Origin of the sequence: Rhodococcus sp. AB351, from assembly GCF_049538275.1 — a bacterium.
Lineage (GTDB): Bacteria > Actinomycetota > Actinomycetes > Mycobacteriales > Mycobacteriaceae > Rhodococcus.
In genome coordinates, this window is sequence record NZ_JBMVFW010000018.1 from 24,329 (window position 1) to 40,584 (window position 16,256).

General features: G+C 69.7%; 12 protein-coding genes and 1 pseudogene. 6 read left to right on the forward strand and 7 right to left on the reverse strand.

The features are described from left to right. Window positions 1-193 precede the first annotated feature (193 nt). Both ACPCXD_RS21235 and ACPCXD_RS21240 read left to right on the forward strand, forming a co-directional pair. A complete protein-coding gene (locus ACPCXD_RS21235; RefSeq protein ID WP_064061575.1) occupies window positions 194-1,261 on the forward strand; it encodes an IS110 family RNA-guided transposase in 1,068 nt (355 codons plus the stop codon). Between the two features lie 125 nt (window positions 1,262-1,386). Further along, window positions 1,387-1,584, forward strand: a pseudogene (locus ACPCXD_RS21240) (ISL3 family transposase); the annotation flags it as partial. 350 nt (window positions 1,585-1,934) lie between these two features. Here the strand turns inward: ACPCXD_RS21240 and ACPCXD_RS21245 are convergent. After that, window positions 1,935-3,779, reverse strand: coding sequence for a siderophore-interacting protein (locus ACPCXD_RS21245; protein WP_145693131.1), 1,845 nt, complete (start codon window positions 3,777-3,779; stop codon window positions 1,935-1,937). An 89-nt stretch (window positions 3,780-3,868) separates the two neighbouring features. Next, window positions 3,869-5,446 (reverse strand): AMP-dependent synthetase/ligase, encoded by a 1,578-nt coding sequence (locus ACPCXD_RS21250; protein WP_423661103.1) that lies wholly within the window; start codon window positions 5,444-5,446, stop codon window positions 3,869-3,871. Between the two features lie 164 nt (window positions 5,447-5,610). Here ACPCXD_RS21250 and ACPCXD_RS21255 point away from each other — a divergent pair, with 164 nt between their 5' ends. Then, complete coding sequence (locus ACPCXD_RS21255) at window positions 5,611-6,888, forward strand: LuxR C-terminal-related transcriptional regulator (RefSeq protein WP_088897134.1); 1,278 nt, start codon at window positions 5,611-5,613, stop codon at window positions 6,886-6,888. A gap of 39 nt (window positions 6,889-6,927) precedes the next feature. Here the strand turns inward: ACPCXD_RS21255 and ACPCXD_RS21260 are convergent, their stop codons facing one another. Beyond that, on the reverse strand, window positions 6,928-8,709 hold the full coding sequence (locus ACPCXD_RS21260; protein WP_088897135.1) for a cutinase family protein: 1,782 nt from the start codon (window positions 8,707-8,709) through the stop codon (window positions 6,928-6,930). Window positions 8,710-9,041: 332 nt separating this feature from the next. Here ACPCXD_RS21260 and ACPCXD_RS21265 point away from each other — a divergent pair, with 332 nt between their 5' ends. The 3 genes from ACPCXD_RS21265 to ACPCXD_RS21275 all read left to right on the forward strand — a co-directional run bounded on the left by ACPCXD_RS21265 (window position 9,042) and on the right by ACPCXD_RS21275 (window position 11,854). Continuing rightward, window positions 9,042-10,127 carry an S-(hydroxymethyl)mycothiol dehydrogenase gene (locus ACPCXD_RS21265; protein WP_088897136.1) on the forward strand — a complete coding sequence of 362 codons (1,086 nt, stop codon included), beginning with the start codon at window positions 9,042-9,044 and terminating at the stop codon, window positions 10,125-10,127. Beyond that, window positions 10,124-10,759, forward strand: coding sequence for an MBL fold metallo-hydrolase (locus ACPCXD_RS21270; RefSeq protein ID WP_064060010.1), 636 nt, complete (start codon window positions 10,124-10,126; stop codon window positions 10,757-10,759). Before ACPCXD_RS21265 ends, ACPCXD_RS21270 begins: the two co-directional genes overlap by 4 nt. Before the next feature lie 72 nt (window positions 10,760-10,831). Next, entirely contained in the window at window positions 10,832-11,854 is a 1,023-nt protein-coding gene (locus tag ACPCXD_RS21275; protein WP_145693129.1) for a CobW family GTP-binding protein, read from the forward strand. 101 nt (window positions 11,855-11,955) lie between these two features. Here the strand turns inward: ACPCXD_RS21275 and ACPCXD_RS21280 are convergent, their stop codons facing one another. From ACPCXD_RS21280 to ACPCXD_RS21295, 4 genes are all read right to left on the reverse strand, one after another. Next, a complete protein-coding gene (locus ACPCXD_RS21280) occupies window positions 11,956-13,395 on the reverse strand; it encodes a DEAD/DEAH box helicase (RefSeq protein WP_423661104.1) in 1,440 nt (479 codons plus the stop codon). A 225-nt stretch (window positions 13,396-13,620) separates the two neighbouring features. Beyond that, window positions 13,621-14,034 (reverse strand): molybdenum cofactor biosynthesis protein MoaE, encoded by a 414-nt coding sequence (locus ACPCXD_RS21285; RefSeq protein WP_006550376.1) that lies wholly within the window; start codon window positions 14,032-14,034, stop codon window positions 13,621-13,623. Continuing rightward, window positions 14,027-15,025: a bifunctional molybdenum cofactor biosynthesis protein MoaC/MoaB gene (moaCB, locus tag ACPCXD_RS21290; RefSeq protein WP_423661105.1), complete on the reverse strand. Its 999-nt coding sequence runs from the start codon at window positions 15,023-15,025 to the stop codon at window positions 14,027-14,029. Before moaCB ends, ACPCXD_RS21285 begins: the two co-directional genes overlap by 8 nt. Continuing rightward, window positions 15,022-16,227 (reverse strand): molybdopterin molybdotransferase MoeA, encoded by a 1,206-nt coding sequence (locus tag ACPCXD_RS21295; protein ID WP_423661106.1) that lies wholly within the window; start codon window positions 16,225-16,227, stop codon window positions 15,022-15,024. The genes moaCB and ACPCXD_RS21295 overlap by 4 nt, the downstream gene beginning before the upstream one ends. Window positions 16,228-16,256 lie beyond the last annotated feature (29 nt).

Consider the following 16,256-nt stretch of genomic DNA (forward strand, 5'->3'; position numbering starts at 1 on the left):
CTCACGGCTCTTCTGACGCCACTGCAGGTTGGTGGCTGTCCTGTCTGCGACGTGTCGACCGGCTCGGCTCACTCGTTTGAGTGCAGCCCGGCGGGCCGTCATGTCCTGATAGGAGTCTGGCGAGATCCCCGATAGTGAACTGACTGACGCCCGGCCGGACTGCGCACCCGACAAGATGGAAGGGCGCAGTCCCATGGTGAATCAGGATCACCTCGAGGTCTACGGCGGAATCGATACCCACGCCGACACCCACCACGTCGCAGCGATCGATGCCACCGGACGACGACTGGCAGATGTACAGGTCCCAGCGACCGCGGCCGGCTACCAGGCGGCGTTGCGGTTCCTGCGGTCCTGGCCTGGGCTGGTGAAGGTAGGCATCGAGTGCACCGGCTCGTACGGGGCTGGGGTCAGTCGTGCGATGCAGGTCGCGGGCATCGCGGTCAGTGAGGTCAACCGCCCCAACCGGTTCGATCGCCGGATTCGCGGCAAGAGCGATCCCTTCGACGCCTATTCGGCCGCTGAGGCGGTGCTGTCGGGTCGAGCCAGCGCCGCACCCAAGGGTGGCGATGGGTTGGTGGAGTCACTCCGGGTGCTGCGCACCTCGAGGTCGTCTGCACTGACCGCCAGGACAGCGACGATCAACCAGATCAAGGGCATGCTGATCACGGCGCCAGAGGAGCTGCGTTCGCGTTACCGGGGCCTGTCGAACACCAAGTTGATCGCTGCGCTGGCGGCGTCACGACCGACACCTGCGCCGGTCACCGCAGCCGAGGCCACGGCCTACAGCCTGCGGCTGCTGGCGCGGCGCTGGCAAGCACTGACCGAGCAGATCGAGGACTTGTCCGGGCACCTGCAACGGCTACTCGAAGACCATGCCCCGGACCTGATGAGCGTCTTCGGCTGCGGCCGAGACACCGTGGCGCAGCTGCTGATCACCGCCGGCGACAACCCTGACAGGCTACGCTCGGAAGCCGCGTTCGCGGCACTGGCCGGAGCCTGTCCGATACCGGCGTCGTCGGGCAAGACCAACCGTCACCGACTCAACCGCGCAGGCGACCGGCAGGCGAACTCAGCGCTCTACCACATCGTGCTCGTGCGGCTGCGCTACGACCAGCAGACCCGTAACTACGCGACACGACGGATCGCGGAAGGCAAGACGAAGATGGAAATCATCCGCTGCCTGAAACGGTATCTCGTTCGGCAGCTCTATCCACTCATCGTCCAGACGCTGCAGCCTCGACGCCAAACGACCGCCGCTTGACAGCAAGTCAATAGGAGTGTCGCAGTTGAGGGGGTGGGTGGCTGAGCGCGTCGGTCGCCGGATGAAAGTCGAGGCCTTCCGATGATGGAAGCTCTCACACTGACCATCCGCCGGAAGACCTCGACGTGCACCACGCTACCTTCGCGACCCCCGACCTGACCGTCTTCCACCTCGACGAGCTCGGTCTTGTGGCCGTCGGTCAGCTGCTCGAGCCGGATCGCGCGGTGATCGAGTGCCGCGTCGCCGAGCCGGACCCGTGGTGCCGGGGATGCGGTAGCCGGGCGCTCTCGCGCGGGACGGACACGCGGCGTCTCGCCCACGAGACATCCTCGCGTTCTTCGACCGGACCGGCACGTGCAACGGCCCGACCGGGACCGTCAACGGGTGCCTGGAGCGCCTCCGCGGCTCGGCCCTGAACTTCCGGAACCTGACGAACCTCATCCGGTCGAGACAGCTGAGGAAGGCTCCGCCTCGGTGCGCCTGGTGGACACGCACGCTTCCGAATAGCCCTGTGGCTCGGGACCATCCGTCCAGCGCTGGGGCAAGTTTCGATAAGCCTCCCGCTAGGTCCACCGTTCGGAAGACATTCCTCGCGGGAGACTTCCTCGCAGCAGCTCTTCTTGTCGTTCTGCAGCGGCCCCGCGCGTCGCGAGGCCGCTGCATTCCCACGATCTCAGCCCGCCGAGCCGGTGGACGTGTACAGCGTCATGCCCCAACCCACCGTCGTGCGCTCGGGTTCCGCGAGGCCGGCCGCCTCGAACAGTGCCAGGTGGTCCTCGTGCGTACGACCACCGCCGCCGCTGAGCGCGAAGTCGACGAGATCGTCCTCGTAGTCGTGCTCACCGGCGATGTCGTCGAGCACAGTGCCGAAGACGAGGACCCGGCCGCCCGGATTCAGTCCGGCCGCCGCCTGCTGCAGCACGTGCACGGCGTCGGCCTCGGGCAGTTCGTTCAACCGCCCGCTCAGCAGCACCGCGTCCACCGGTTCGGGCCGGGCCTCGAGCATGCTGCCCGGCGTATAGGCGACGCGCTCGTGCTCGCCGTGGACGCGACGCACGACCTCGATCTCCGACGGCGCGGCCACCACGGTCGCCCGTGCCGACGGATTCGCCGTGACGAGGGCGTGGGCGTAGGAACCGGCGGCCTCACCGGAGACCACGATCGTCATGACGTCGGCGGGCACCTTCGCCGCGAGGGCACCGGCGAAGTAGACGGCCATCTCGGCTTCCTGCTCGTACCGGTCCGTCAGGAGGGCGGTGTCGTCCGCGATGCGCTGCGCGAAGCTCTTCCCGAACCGCTGTGCGTCGTCCCCGTGACCCGTGCGGACGGCGGCGAGGAGCGCGAGCATGCCCGCCAGTTCCCGCTGCGCGTGCACGCCGTCGAGTCGCAGTTCCTCGATGTGGTGGTCGTCCTCGAGTTCACGGCCGACGCCGGTGAGCTGGAACCGGCCCTCGCCGAGATCCTCGGCCACCCCCACGGCAGTGAGATAGCGGAGCAGTTTGCCCAGACCGGTGCGGTCGGTTCCGGTCTTGGCCACGAGTTCGTCGAGGGTGCGCGGCGACGCGTCGAAGGCCGTCGCCAGTCCGATGGTCGCCGCGACCCGCAGCGCGAAACCCGGTGCGATCTCGGCCAGTTCGTCGAAGCGGTCGCGTTCGTCCTCGGTCGCCTCGAAATCGGGCAGGGAGGCGTCGGCCTCCGACACCGCGACCTCCTGACGACGCCAGTAACCGGTGACCTCCACCTGCTCCTTGGGCAGGCCCTTCTCGTTGCGCAGCCACCGCCGGATCGGGGTGAGCGTGAGGGCCTCACCGGCCACCCACGCGAAGACCGTGCCGTCCCACCACTCGGCGGCCCGGATGGCATCGAACAACAGGGTCGTCGTGCCAGGCTCGGCGCCGTCGCGGCTCAGCCAGGTCAGCTCCACCCCGTCGGGAACGGGAAGATCCTGCCGATGCGAGTCGTCAGCGATCTCGACGAAGATCCGGCCACGTGCACCCTCCGGCCAGTTCTCGAGCCAGCGCCCGATGGCCGGCAGAGCCGTCTCGTCGCCTGCCACGAGCGTCCAGTCCACGCCCTGCGGGTGTCCGGCCGACGACTTCGGTCCGGCGATCTGGATGGTCTCACCGGGTTCCGCGCGGTACGACCAGCTCGACGCGGGACCCACGCCGTGGCGCACGAAGTCCACGTCGATCTCGCCGGCGACCGGATCCCAGCGCCGGACGGTGTAGGTGCGCATGAGCAGCTTCGGATCGCGCGGCCAGTTCACCACGCCGTCGGCCTGGGTGGGGCCGAGGGCCTCGTCGAGTTCGGGATGCTTGAACATCAGCTTGAACTCGTCGTCCACACCGTCGGACCGGAACGCCTCCACCGGGAACCCGTTCGGCGCGACGTGCGCCTGCAACTGTTCGCCCCCGAGGGTCACCCGTCGCATCCCGGGGCTCACGTCCGTCACGCGGAGCACCTTCAGGTACCGCGTGGTGATCGGGAAGACCTCGAGGGGGCGAAGACTACGGGCCATGGGTGCGTTCTCCTCGGCAGGGGATCGTGGACGGCGGAACGACCGGCCTCTCCGGCCGCGCGGTGACCTGCGTTTAGGCGAACCTTACTTCAGACGGCGTTCGACTGCCGCGACCCGTCCTGGCCCGCGCGACGACCGTTCGCGTACATCTCGTCGACGAGACGGGCGTACCGGGCGAGCACGCGATCACGGATCGGACGCCCGGCCGGGTCGAGATCGTCGGCGTTCGGCGGCGCGCTCACCGTGACGAATCGGCGGATGCGTTCCCACGGATCCGATCGGGCGTTGAGCTGCTCCAGCGCGGCCGCGACGACCGGCTCCGGCGCGGTGGTGAACACGAGGCCGACGCAGTAGGGGCGCAGCTCCCCGGCCACGACGAGTTCGCTGCCCGGGCACACCCTCCTCCAGCGGTCGGCGAGCGCGGTGGGGCCGACGTACTTTCCGGTGCTGGTCTTGAAGGTGTCCTTGCGGTGCCCTGTCACGACGACGAATCCGTCGGCGTCGATCTCGGCGAGATCGCCCGTGTGGAACCAGCCGTCGGCGTCGAGCGCGGCGGCACTCTCCGCGGGATCGTCGTGGTAACCGGTCATCACTCCGGGACTGCGGATGAGAAGTTCACCGGTATCGGCGATCCGGACCTCCGTGCCGCGCAGCGGCCGGCCGACCGTGCCGGGCCGGTGCGCGCCGAGCAGGTTCGCGCACGACGGTCCCGACGTCTCCGTGATCCCGTAACACTCGAGCACCGGCACACCGAGCTGCTCGAACCGCCGGGCGACGTCTTCGGACAATCGCGCCGATCCGGAGATGACGAAGCGGAGCCGGCCCCCGAGCTCGTCCCGTTCCAGCCGGGCGATCTTCTCGAGCACGTGCGGGACCGATCCCAGGAAGGTCGGCCGGACCGTCCGCAGATTCGCGGTGACGCGGTCGGCGCGACCGTCGACGGCGGTGCTCACACCCGTGTGCATGGCCATGATCAGCAACGACCGGCCGAAGACGTGCGCGAGCGGCAACCACAGCAACTGACGGTCGGACGACGAGATCATGCCGGTCTGCGCGACGGCCCGGGCACCGTAGGTCGTGCCCCGATGGGTCAGGCACGCGCCCTTGGTGCGGCCGTCCTCGCACGCCGTGTAGATCAGCGCGGCCTCGTCGTCCGGGGACAGCGCCGCGATCCGTCGCTCCACGACGCCGGGGTCGGTGCGCAGCAGACGACGACCCTCGGCGGCGAGCTCGTCGAGTCCGTCGGTGCCCAGGAGATCGGTGGTGGCGATCGGCCGGTCGGCGACGGTGAGGACGGCGTGCGCACGCCGGATCTGTGACCGCACCTCGTCGTCGCGGGTGGCCGGATAGATCGGGACGGTGGCGCCGCCCGCGCATGTGATCGCGAGGTCGGCGACGACGGTCCGGTAACAGGTCGTCGCGCAGATCGCGACCCGCGATCCGGCTTCCACACCCCGGCCGATCAATCCCGCTGCGAGGTCGAAGACCTCCCGTCGAACGTCCGCCCAGGTCGAGGGGCGCCACCGCTCGCCGTCGGGACGCAGGTAGGCGACGGAGTCGGGGGAGCGGGACACCCGGTCGAGCAGCAGACCGGGCACGGTCGCGGGGAACCCGTCGCGACCGTCGATCGCGGTCGCGGTGCCTGTCGTCGAGCGGGGGTCCGCCACGGTTCGCAGCACCTCCCACGGACGAGGAATCGAAGTCGCCCCAGTGGTCGGAATGTTACCGCCGGTCGGGGTGCGAGGGGCCGAAGTGCGCAGTACGCGATGCTCGCGTCGCCGAGGGATGGCTCGCCGGGAAGGGCGCCGGTGGACGCCGATATCGTGGGCACGTGAGTCCCGCTGCCCGTCGTCCCGAGGTCCTGATCGCCGAACTGCGCGACGTCCTGACCGGTCCGCTCGCGGAGATCGCGCAGCGCTTCTCCACCTATGTGGACGACCTCGCTCCGCACAGCGCCATGGTGATCTTCACGAGGGAATGCACCGGACGGCCGCGGAAGGTGGCCGGCGACCCGTCGATCGTCGACCGGGTGACCATCGCCGAGCTGGATCGGGTGCGGAACGAACTCGCCGCGGGGGAGATCCGGCGCGGCAGCTTCCGTCTCGCCGGTCGCGATCGTGAGGTGTGCGCGATCCTCGACAGCACCGACACGCTCCTGGTGCTCGTGCCGCGCGGGGCCCGGGCCACGTCCGCGGCCCTCGACCTCGTGCGGGCGGCGTTCGGCGTGGTCGCGACCGGCATCCGGTTGCAGGTGCACACCGCCAGCCCGGCCTACCTCGCGGAATCGCGGGCCGCCTCGGCGGAGCGGGCCCGCACCGTCGCCGAACTCACCGAATCCCATGCCGTGACCCTCGAGACCATCCTCGCGACCCTGCGGTCGAAGGATCTCGACGACACCCGTGCCCGGACCACGGCGCGGGAGACGGCGACCGAGGCCCTGATCGGCCTGCGATCGGCGGTGGACCTGCACCGCGAACTCGCGGAGGAGGCGCTGACCACCGCGTTCGCCCGACTCCACGGTGAACTGCGCGATCTGGTGCGGCACCGTCCGCTCGACCTGCAGATGGTCGCTCCGCCGGTGGGTGGGCGGGGACTGCCCGGCGAGGTCGCGCACGCGGCACGCGCGATTGCCCGGGGCGCGGTGCTGGCGATGTCCGGTCAGACCGACGTGACGCGGGTGCGCGTCGCGTGGACCTGCGACGACTCGACCCTGCTGGTGGACGTGCGCGACGACGGCAACGGCGAGATCGACGTCGTCGAACTCGGACGCCAGCTCCGCGACCGCGTCGAAACCCTCGGCGGTGGAATCGAATCCGAATCGACGCCCGGCTGGGGGACACGGGTCGCGGTGAGCTTCCCGCTCGACCTGCCGATCGCCGCGACGGACGGCCCCGCCCTCGATGCGCTCGCCGCCCTCGCGCCCCGGGAGATCGAGGTCCTCGAACATCTCGTGGCCGGACGGCGCAACCGCGTCATCGCCGAACGCCTCGGCGTGAGCGAGTCGACGGTGAAGTTCCACGTGGCCGGCGTACTACGAAAACTCGGCGTCAGCACTCGCGGTGAGGCCGCGGCTCTCGGTGCAGAGGCCGGGGTCCGCGCCGCGGGCTGACGCCGAGTTCTCGGTCGTCGGGTGGCCCGTCGAGGACGGTCAGGCAGCCGGTGCCGGCGACGTGGTCGTCGTCGGTGCGACGGTCGTCGTGGGCGTTCCGGAGGTGGTCGATCCGGCGTCGGTGGTGGTCTCGCCCGTGGCCGGAGTCGTGGTCTCCGACGGGGTGGGGACCGGGGCCGTGGTGGTCACCGGGGTGGACGTGGCCGCCGGCACGCCCGCCTCGGTCGCGAGCGGATCCACCGGTGCGGCGGGGTCGCCCGCGAGAGCCGGGGCGCCGTCGACGGCGGCGGGCACGCTGCTGTCGGCGACCGTCGCATCGTCGCTCACGGTCGAGGACGGCGAGGTCTCCGGCGTGGTGGACACCTCGGCGCTCTCGGCCTTCGCCGTCTCCTCGGCGATCATGAGCACCGCGGTCTGGTCGACCTTCTTCGGATCGACCTTCTTGCCCTCCCTGGCCTCGCGGGCCAGGTGCTCGAGCCAGGCGGCGGCGTACTCGACGGTGGACGTGCCCTTGCCGTCGATGTCGTCGTCCCAGTAGTCGAAGTGGTGACCGTAGTGGTCCCGAGTCTCCTCGTTGTAGCCGAAGGTCTGGTCGTACGGGTCGGCGAGCACCACCGCGAGGGTGTTCTGGTTGCTCCGGATGAACCCGACGACCTCCTTGACGATCTTCTCCGGCAGGTACGCGAGGTTGGACAGACGCTCCGCGGGGATGGGCGCCTCCGCGCCGTCCTCTCCGGTCGCGTCCTCGTCGGCGTCGGCGGCCACAGGCGTGGTGGGGCGTGCGGTGGCGGGGTCGTAGCTCGGGTCGGAGACCTTGATCAGCACCTCGAGGAAGGTCTCGTCCGACCGCATCCAGTCCGGGTTCGCCGAGATGTCGGCGAGAGCGAGCAGTGCGACCCGGCCGACGACCTGGGCGAGATCTGCGCCGGTCGCGGGGGTCAGGCCCTCGCGCTCGAGAGCGTCGCCGTTGACCTGACGGCCCACGTTCGCGAGCAGTTCGATCAGCGCGATGTTCTCGGGTGCCGAGCAGGTGAAGTCGCCCTCGGAGCAGAACGAGGCGACCTTGCCGGCGAGATGACCGAAGCCGCCGTTCGTGTCGGGGAGGACGCCGCGTCCGGGGACGGCGTCGCCGCCGGGCTGGTAGGGGCGATCGAAACCGTCGGGGTTCGTGCCGTTCTCCGCACCGGGGAAGAAGCCTTCGCCCGCCTGGCGGCCGGCGTCGGAGAGGATGACCACGCCGCTGACGGAGTCGGGATCGATGATGTCCCAGGAACCGTCCTCGCCCTGCTCCTGCGCACCGATCTCCATTGCGGCGCGGCGCGCGACGTCGGCGCCCTCGCTGAAGCCGACGATGGCGAACTGGGTGTTCGGGCAGGACCTCCGGATGGCCTTCATGACCTCGATGGTGTTCTCGGCGCCCTTGTTCACGGCGTTCTCGTAGCTGGCGAGGTCGGCCGGGTACTCGATGTAGATGGCGGCGTATCCCTCGCCGTCCGCGTGCTCCCCCATCGGGGCATTGATCACCGGATCCACCCACATACTGCTGTAGGCGTCCTGCTGACCGGCGGGAAGTCTTTTGCCGTTCTCGTCGACGAGCATCTTCGACTCGTCGCGAGGGATGTCGCCGCGACCACCGATGCCCAGGCTGACCATGTCGTGACATTCGGTGGTCTTCGCCAGGCCGGCGAGATACGGGTCGGCAACGGTGGGGGTGTCCTGTTGCGGAAGCACGATCGCGGCCGCTGCCACGACTCCGAGCGCGGTGGGGGCGAAGACGCCGGCGAGAATCCGCCGACGCGACAGCGACTTTCGAAGTGCCATGGGCCTCTACCAATCCGTTTCTGACCGAGGAATTGCCGGCCCGCCGAAGTGCGGCGGGTCGTAACGGATTTCGTGAAGGTCGCTCGCGGCGTTACATCGACACGGGTTTTCCGAGGTGGCGACGGAAAATGCCGGCCCGAGCGTCGAGTCGCAAAATCCAAGGGAAATGCGCTAATCGGACAATTCGAGTTCGCCGCTCAGCGCCTGGCCGTTCGGCCGGGTCGGGCCCGCCGAACGATCAGGAGCAGAGCACCGCGGGAGTGGCTAGGGTCGGAATCACCGGAAGTCGGAAACACCGGACACTGCCGGTCGCATCACGAAACGGAGACACCATGTCGCAAACAGTCCGCGGAGTCGTCGCTCGCTCGAAGGGAGCGCCCGTCGAGGTCGTGCCCATCGTGATCCCCGATCCCGGACCCGGTGAGGTCGTCGTCGCGATCGCCGCGTGCGGCGTGTGCCACACCGATCTGCACTACCGCGAGGGCGGCATCAACGACGAGTTCCCGTTCCTGCTCGGCCACGAGGCCGCCGGTGTCGTCGAGTCCGTCGGTGAGGGTGTCGACTCGGTCGCCGTCGGCGACTTCGTCGTCCTGAACTGGCGCGCGGTGTGCGGCCAGTGTCGCGCCTGCAAGCGCGGTCAGCCGCAGTACTGCTTCGACACCTTCAACGCCACGCAGAAGATGACGCTCGAGGACGGCACCGAGCTCTCCCCGGCGCTGGGCATCGGCGCGTTCGCCGACAAGACCCTCGTCCACGCCGGCCAGTGCACCAAGGTCGACCCGAGCGCCGATCCGGCCGTCGTCGGCCTGCTCGGCTGCGGTGTCATGGCCGGTCTCGGTGCCGCCGTGAACACCGGCGGGGTCACCCGCGGCCAGTCCGTCGCCGTCATCGGCTGCGGCGGTGTCGGCGACGCCGCGATCATGGGTGCGCGCCTGGCGGGCGCCGGCACGATCATCGCCGTCGACCGCGACGACAAGAAGCTCGAGTGGGCCACCGACCTCGGCGCCACCCACACCGTCAACTCGACCTCGACCGACGCGGTCGAGGCCATCAAGGAATTGACCAACGGTTTCGGCGCCGACGTCGTCATCGAGGCCGTGGGCCGCCCGGAGACCTACAAGCAGGCCTTCTACGCGCGCGACCTCGCCGGCACCGTCGTCCTCGTCGGCGTGCCCACCCCGGACATGACCCTCGAGATGCCGCTCATCGACTTCTTCTCGCACGGCGGCTCGCTCAAGAGCTCATGGTACGGCGACTGCCTGCCCGAGCGCGACTTCCCGACCTACGTCGACCTGTACCAGCAGGGACGCCTGCCGCTCGAGAAGTTCGTCACCGAGCGCATCGGCATCGACGACGTCGAGAAGGCGTTCGAGACGATGCACCGCGGTGAGGTCCTCCGTTCGGTGGTGGTCTTGTGAGCACCTCGCCGATCCGCGTCGACCGGGTCGTCACGTCGGGCACCTTCGCGCTCGACGGCGGTGAATGGGAGGTCGACAACAACATCTGGCTCGTCGGCGACGACTCCGAGGTGGTCGTGATCGACGCCGCGCACACCGCGCAGCCGATCATCGACGCCGTGGGTGGGCGGAAGGTCGTGGCGATCGTGTGCACGCACGCGCACAACGACCACATCACCGTGGCGCCGGAACTGTCCGAGAAGCTCGACGCGCCGATCCTGCTCAACCCGGCCGACGACGTGCTGTGGGAGATGACCCACCCGGGCGTCGCGCACGGCACGCTCGAGGACGGGGAGCGGATCCGTGTGGCCGGCACCGACATCCAGGCGATCGCCACCCCGGGTCACTCGCCGGGCTCGACCTGCCTGTACCTGCCGGAAGCGGGTGAGCTGTTCACCGGCGACACCCTGTTCTCCGGCGGGCCGGGCGCGACGGGCCGCTCGTTCTCGGACTTCCCGACCATCATCGGGTCGATCCGCGAGAAGCTGTTCGTCCTGCCCGCGGAGACGAAGGTGCACACCGGGCACGGTGACGGGACCACGATCGGCACCGAGTCGCCGCATCTCGAGGAGTGGATCAAGCGCGGTAGCTGACGCCGCCGGTGCGCGGTTCCGGTGGCGATCGCCGCCGGAACCGCGCACGAGCGCACGACTAGTCTCACCATCATGGCGAAGAAGCAGATCCCGGTGATCGTGGTGGCCGGATTTCTCGGCGCGGGGAAGACGACGCTGCTCAACCATCTGCTGCGCAACACCCGGGGTGCGCGGATCGGCGTGATCGTCAACGACTTCGGTTCCGTCAACATCGATTCGATGATGGTGGCGGGGCAGGTCGACTCGATGGTCTCGCTGAGCAACGGATGCCTGTGCTGCGCAGTCGATGTCAGCGACATGGATGCGATGCTCGACAAGCTCGCCCACCGCTCGTCCGATCTCGACGTGATCGTCGTCGAGGCGAGCGGACTCGCCGAGCCCCGCAACATGATCCGGCTCGTCGCCGGCTCGGAGAACGAATACGTCTCCTACGGTGGCCTCGTCCTGGTCGTCGACGCGGTGGAGTTCGACGCGACCGCGGAGCAGCATCCCGAACTCGAACAGCACGTGGCGCTCGCCGATCTGGTGCTGCTCAACAAGACCGACCGGATCGACGGCGACGCCCACGACGATCTGCTGACCCGCCTGTGCCGGCTCAACTCCCGCGCCGCCGTCGTCTCGACCGATCACGGTCGCATCGACCCGGCGTTGCTGTTCGACATCCCGGAGCGGCCGGGGCCGCAGCCGGGGGAGCAGCTCACCCTCGACCAGTTGCTCTACGAGCAGGACGACCACGAGCACACCCATCTGCACGACGGCTACGACGCGATCACCTTCGAGTCCGCAGATGCACTGCACCCCCGCGTGCTGGTGGATTTTCTCGAGAACCAGCCCGCAGGGGTGTTCCGTATCAAGGGATACGTGCGAGTCGCTGCCGGATTGGACACCGGCAGCTATCTGTTGCACACCGTCGGCGACCACATCCGGTTCGAATCGGCGGGTCGCGGCGACGACGTGCCCGACGGGACGCAACTCGTCGTCATCGGTGCCGATCTGGACTCCGACGACGTACGCGAGCGCCTACGCCGCTGTGTGCCGACCGAACCGGTGTCCGCGGACGCGATGTACGCGATACACCGATTCACGCCCCGCTGAGGCGAAAGGCCGATTCATCCCGCTGAGGCGGAAGGCCGATTCATCCCGCTGAGGCGGAAGGCCGACTCACCCCCGCTGACGCGGGAGGCAGGCCCTTCGGCTCAGCGAGCGGCGGAGGTACGGCGCTGGGGACGACGACGGCCACCGGTGGCAGCTGCGGCGCCCTGACCGGCCGAACGCTGACCGCCGGCCGCGCGCTGCCCACCCGAGGAGCGCTGCCCACCCGAGGAGCGCTGACCACCGGCGGAACGCTGTCCGCTCGACGAGGAACGCTGACCCGAACCGGAGCCCTGGCGGGGAGCCGACGAACGGCGGCTGCCGCCGTTGCGCTGCGGACGCGACGGCGCGGAAGCCTGCTTCGGTGCCGGCGCGACGTACGGCGCGATCTCGCCGACGAGCTTCAGCACGTGCTCGGAATCCGCCGTCACCTTGATGGGGGTGACGTCGATGGCGGCCTTGCGCATGATGGCCGCGAGATCCCTGCGCTGGTCGGGCAGGACGACGGTGACGACGTCGCCGGTGCTGCCGGCGCGGGCCGTGCGACCGGAGCGGTGCAGGTACGCCTTGTGCTCGGCCGGGGGATCGACGTGCACGACGAGTTCGACGTCGTCGACGTGGACACCGCGTGCGGCGACGTCCGTCGCCACGAGCACCCGGGCCTCACCCGACGAGAACGCGGCGAGATTGCGGTCGCGGGCGTTCTGGGAGAGATTGCCGTGCAGGTCCACCGCCGGGATACCCGAGTCGGTGAGCTGCTTGGCGAGCTTGCGGGCCTGATGCTTGGTGCGCATGAACAGGATTCGGCGACCGGTACCCGATGCGAGGGTGCGGACGAGTTCCTTCTTCGCATCCATGCCCGCGACGTCGAAGACGTGGTGGGTCATCGCGGCGACGGGGGAGGTGGCCTCGTCGACCGAGTGCATGACCGGGTTCTTCAGGAACCGCTTGACGAGCTTGTCGACGCCGTTGTCCAGGGTGGCCGAGAACAGCAGGCGCTGGCCGTCTTTCGGTGTCGCCGTCAGGATGCGGGTGACGCCGGGCAGGAAGCCGAGATCGGCCATGTGGTCGGCCTCGTCGAGCACGGTGACCTCGATGTCGTCGAGCACGACGAACTTCTGGCGCATGAGGTCCTCGAGGCGGCCCGGGCAGGCGATGACGATGTCGACGCCGCGACGGAGGGCCTCGACCTGGCGCTTCTGTGACACGCCACCGAAGATCGTGGTGACCTTCAGGCCCGACGAATGCGCGAGCGGTTCGATGGCCGCGGCGATCTGGGTCGCCAGCTCGCGGGTGGGAGCCAGGATCAGGCCACGCGGACGGCCTGCTGCCCGGGTGCTCCGGCCGGCGAGGCGAGCGGCGAGCGGGATCGAGAAGGCCAGGGTCTTACCGCTACCCGTACGTCCGCGTCCGAGCACGTCGCGACCGGCAAGGGTGTCGGGGAGGGTGTCCACCTGGATGGGGAAGGGGCTGGTGATCCCGGCGTCGTTCAGCGTGGCGACGAGCGGGCGGGGCACCCCGAGATCGGAAAATGATGTGGTCATGGAACAGCGCTGCCTTTCGATGCGGCGTGTGTGCACTCGACGGGCCGTGTGCCCGTGGTGCTGTGCGATCGCCGCAAGGAAGGCCGGTGCATCTGTGCGTACTGCATCTGTGCGTGCGGGCCGGGCACGATCCCGGGCCGCCGGTATCCCACGACGGTGGGCGTCGTCGTGACGCCCGAACCATGTCACCCTACCGCACGGGGTACGTCCGACCCGTCGTCCCGGCTACAGACCCACCCATTCGGAGGCGCCCTCGGTGAAGTGCTGACGCTTCCAGATCGGCACCTCGGCCTTGATGCGTTCCACCAGTTCGGCGCAGGTGGCGAAGGCTTCCGCGCGGTGCGGGGCGGCGACCGCCGCGACGAGTGCGAGATCGCCGATGGTGAGATCGCCCACTCGGTGCACCGCCGCGACCGGCAGCCCGGACTTCGCCGCGACGTCCTCACAGCACCGCCGCAGGAACGCTTCGGCATCCGGATGGGCCTGGTACTGCAGCGCGGTCACCGACTGCCCGCCGTCGTGATTACGGACGACACCGGTGAAGAGCACCACCGCACCGTGTTCGGCGCCCGCCACCGCGGCGTCCACCGCTGCGGGATCGAGCGGTTCCGAGGAGATCCGGGCCAGTAGTTCACTCATGAGCGCCGCCTCCTGCGACTTGTGCCAACAGATGGTCGAGGATCGGGTCGAGGGCGGCGAGACCGTCCTTCACCCCGCCGGGCGAGCCGGGCAGGTTCACGACGACCGTGCGGCCGACGAGACCGGCGACGCCGCGCGAGAGCACGGCGTGCGGGGTGACCTCGAGTCCACGCTGCCGGATCGACTCCGCGATACCGGGCAGTTCGCGATCGAGCAGGGCGAGAGTCGCTTCGGGGGTCGCGTCGGTCGGCGACGCCCCGGTTCCGCCGGTCGTCACGACCAGGGCAGGGCCGGGACGGACCGCGTCGGCGAGACCGGCGGCGATGTCGGCGTCCGCGTGCACGAGAGGGCCGCGGACCGTGAATCCCTTGTCCTCGAGCCACGACCGGATGAGCGGGCCGGTGCGGTCCTCACGGGTGCCCGCGGCGACACCGGTCGACGCGACGACCACCGCGGCGGAGCGTCCGGTCTCCTCCACGGGCTGTTCGTCGGTGCCGGCGGTCTCGTCCCGGCCGGGTGCGTCGTCGCGGGTCCAGTGGCCGCGCTTGCCGCCCTCCTTCGAGATCAACCGCACACCGTCGAGAACGGCGGCCGGATCCACAGCCTTGACCATGTCGTGCAGCGTCAGGCCGGCGACGGCGACCGCGGTGAGCGCCTCCATCTCGACTCCGGTCGGGCCCTTGGTCTTCGCGGTGGCCTCGATCGTGATCGAGGTGTCGGTGAAGTCGAACATCACCTTCACCGACGACAGCGCCAGCTGGTGGCACAGGGGGATGAGCTCCCAGGTGCGTTTCGCCGCCGCGATGCCGGCGATGCGGGCCGTGGCCAGGACGTCGGCCTTGGGCATGTCGTCGGCGCGGATGAGCGCGACCACCTCGGGAGTGGTGACGAGTTCGCCTGCCGCCACGGCGATCCGTGTGGTGTCGGTCTTCGAGGAGACGTCCACCATGCGGGCGCGTCCCTGGTCGTCCAGGTGGCTGAGGTCGGTCACAGGATCCGTACTTTCACGAGGTCTCCGGCTTCGAGGGAGGTGGTGTCGGCGGGGATGTCGAGGAGCACGTCGGCGGCGGCGAGTCCGGCGACGAGATGCGACCCGTGCCCGCGGAAGGGGGTCACCCCGTTCTCGTCGAGTCGCCCGCGCAGGAACTGCCGGCGTCCCGGGATCGACGTGAGATCCTCGGTGAGCGGCAGGCTCTCGCACACGACGGGCGGATAGCCGGCGGCGGCCCGCAGTGCAGGTCGCGCGAACACCTCGAACGAGACGAGCGCGCTGACGGGATTGCCGGGGAAGGTCAGGATCGGCACGCCGTCGACCACGGCGGTGCCCTGAGGGCCGCCCGGCTGCATCGCCACCGAGACGAACTGCCCGCCCCGCGGCGCGAGCGTGTCCTTCACGACCTCGAAGTCGCCTTTCGACACTCCGCCCGAGGTGAACACGACGTCGGCGACGCCCACGGCGTGTTCGAGCATCGTCACGAACTCCTCCGGATCGTCGTGGCAGTGGTCGATGGTCACGACGTCGGCACCGTTGGCCGACGCGCTCGCGGCCAGCGCCGGTCCGTTCGAGTTGAAGATCTGGCCCGGCCCGAGTTCGCTCCCTGCGGTGACGAGTTCGCTGCCGGTCGAGATGATCGCGACCCGCGGTCGTGCGCGGACGGGGATCGAGGTCAGGCCGACGGCGGCGAGCGCGGCGATGTGACGGGCAGCGAGGACCGTGCCCGCGGGAAGCAGCAGATCGCCCTTGCGGACATCGGTTCCCGCCTCACGCACATAGGTGCCGGGCGTGACGCTGCGCTCCACGGTCACCGTGCCGACGCCGTCCGAGTCGGGAGGGGTCGCACGAGTGTCCTCGACCGGGACGACGGCGTCGGCGCCGTCCGGGACGGGCGCGCCCGTCATGATCTTCAGCGCGTGTCCCGGTTCGAGTGCCGCGACGGTGTCGCCCGCGGCCAGCACGCCCTGGACGGGCAGGTCGGTGGGGGTCGCCGCGAGATCGTCGGCGCGGACCGCGTAGCCGTCCATCTGGGAGTTGCGGAAGGGTGGCAGGTCCAGCGGCGACTCGATGTCCTCCGCGAGGGTGCGGTGCAGCGCGTGCGCGAGCGGCACACGCAACGGGCTCTTCTTCCGCAACGGGTCGAGCAACGCCGCCACGTGCTGTTCGTGTTCCTCCACGGACCGCTTGCCGCTCGTCATGCCGCCATCCTAGGCACACGAGGGCCGTG

Coding starts and splice junctions, on each gene's coding strand:
- ACPCXD_RS21295 (WP_423661106.1), bottom strand. CDS start 16,227: ATGACGAGCGGCAAGCGGTCCGTGGAGGAACACGAACAGCACGTGGCG.
- ACPCXD_RS21245 (WP_145693131.1), bottom strand. CDS start 3,779: ATGGCCCGTAGTCTTCGCCCCCTCGAGGTCTTCCCGATCACCACGCGG.
- ACPCXD_RS21260 (WP_088897135.1), bottom strand. CDS start 8,709: ATGGCACTTCGAAAGTCGCTGTCGCGTCGGCGGATTCTCGCCGGCGTC.
- ACPCXD_RS21285 (WP_006550376.1), bottom strand. CDS start 14,034: ATGAGTGAACTACTGGCCCGGATCTCCTCGGAACCGCTCGATCCCGCA.
- ACPCXD_RS21280 (WP_423661104.1), bottom strand. CDS start 13,395: ATGACCACATCATTTTCCGATCTCGGGGTGCCCCGCCCGCTCGTCGCC.
- ACPCXD_RS21265 (WP_088897136.1), top strand. CDS start 9,042: ATGTCGCAAACAGTCCGCGGAGTCGTCGCTCGCTCGAAGGGAGCGCCC.
- ACPCXD_RS21275 (WP_145693129.1), top strand. CDS start 10,832: ATGGCGAAGAAGCAGATCCCGGTGATCGTGGTGGCCGGATTTCTCGGC.
- ACPCXD_RS21235 (WP_064061575.1), top strand. CDS start 194: ATGGTGAATCAGGATCACCTCGAGGTCTACGGCGGAATCGATACCCAC.